Source organism: Natronolimnohabitans sp. A-GB9, from assembly GCF_030848565.1.
In the GTDB taxonomy this organism is placed as follows: domain Archaea; phylum Halobacteriota; class Halobacteria; order Halobacteriales; family Natrialbaceae; genus Natronolimnohabitans.
This window is the reverse complement of the sequence record NZ_JAVDDV010000055.1, coordinates 1-1,696: the sequence shown is the minus strand read 5'-3', so window position 1 is coordinate 1,696 and position 1,696 is coordinate 1. Positions and strand designations below refer to the sequence as shown.

At 57.1% G+C, this 1,696-nt stretch carries 1 protein-coding gene and 1 pseudogene; both read left to right on the top strand.

Features of this window, described 5'->3' with window-relative positions; translation table 11 throughout:
• A pseudogene (locus tag RBH26_RS21230) lies at positions 1 to 161 on the top strand (IS5/IS1182 family transposase); the annotation flags it as partial.
• A gap of 401 nt (positions 162 to 562) precedes the next feature.
• Positions 563 to 1,696, top strand: a 1,134-nt coding sequence (locus RBH26_RS21225) for an IS4 family transposase (protein ID WP_306760361.1), incomplete at its 3' end; no start/stop codon positions are given.

The following is a 1,696-nucleotide window of genomic DNA, read 5'->3' as shown; positions in this document are numbered from 1 at the left end:
TAAAAGGCTACTCTCAGCGCTGGATGGCGGAAACTTCGTACTCGACGACGAAGCGCTCGCTCGGCGATGCCGTGCGAGCGCTGGGCTGGTATCGACAGTTTCGTGAAATCGTCCTCATGTTCGCCATCATCAACATAGAAAAGCTCTGTGAGCCACTCTAACCCTCATTCAGCAGCTATTCAACAAAGCACTATCTCTTGCTCATGTATTTACCACACCGGCATTCACCCCGTTCGTCCATGACTCAGCACAGCTCACGAAGCGACATTCGGGAAGTACCGAACATGGACGCGCCGCGCCACCGCGCGCGAGGTACTTCACGTTCGTCGGCTAATCGATTGGTCACGAGTCGGAACCGGTCGGGTTGCAGTCCGAGCGAACCGGTCGTACGATCTGCTGTGACGATTCACCGGTACAGTCCGTACATCCTGTGGTCGTATGGCAAATGACCATCCGTCTTTAGTTAGGCGCAAAACCGCACGATAGCGGCGGCTTATCGGAGTTACTTTTCGGAAGGAATGAGGAGGCGGAAGATGTGCACTCTAACCCCTCCTCACAGGAAGTGGAACGCCATCTCACTAACTTCCTTCCATCTGAAGCGCTCGAAGACCACGCCGATGCCGTCGGCGTGGTCGAGTGTGACCGGAAGCTGCAGATACCGCCGCTCGTTTGGTCATTTGCGTTCGGCTTCGCCGGCGGCGCAAGCCGAACGCTCGCCAGCTTCAGACGGAGCTACAACTCGACTGCAGACAGGACATTGTCCGCAGGAGGCTTCTATCAGCGGTTGACGCCGACTCTCGCAGAGTACCTCCGCGACCTCGTCGAGTATGGGCTCGACGAGGTCGCTGTCCCCCACACCGTCTCAGAGGAGTTCAACCGATTCAGAGACGTGATGATCGCAGATGGAACGGTTCTCCGGCTCCACGAGTTGCTTGCTGAGGAGTATGAAGGTCGCCGTGAGGAGCAGGCTGGAGCACGACTCCACCTGCTCCATAACGTCACTGAGCAGACGATCGACCGGTTCAGCGTCACAGACGAGAAAAGACACGACAGTACGCAGTTCGAGACAGGATCGTGGCTCGAAGGTCGGCTAGCGATCCTCGATCTGGCCTATTTCAAGTACCGGCGGTTCGCGTTGATCGACGAGAACGACGGCTACTTCGTGAGTCGACTGAAACGCAGCTCTAACCCGGTTGTAACCGACGAATTACGGGAATGGCGCGGCCGCGCCATTCCCTTGGAGGGGAAGAAAATCTTCGACGTCGTGGACGATCTCTGCCGCAAGTACATCGACGTCGAAGTTGAGATCGAGTTTGACCGGAGAGAGTACGCGGGCACGCAGTCACGTGATACGAAACGGTTCCGCGTCGTCGGCGTCCGCAACGAGGACGCCGACGACTACCATTTGTACATCACGAATCTCTCGCGTGAAGAGTTCCTGCCGGAGGATCTAGCGACGATCTACCGCTGCCGCTGGGAAGTAGAACTACTGTTTCGGGAGCTGAAGACGCAGTACAGACTGGATGAGTTCGATACGACGAAGAAGCACGTCGTAGAGATTCTGCTGTACGCGGCGCTGTTGTCCTTGGTCGTGAGCCGTGAGTTGCTCAGTCTGGTCATCGAACACGCAGATGATGATCTCGTGTTTCCGCCGGAACGCTGGGCGTCGACCTTCCGGTCGCACGCCCAGCTCATT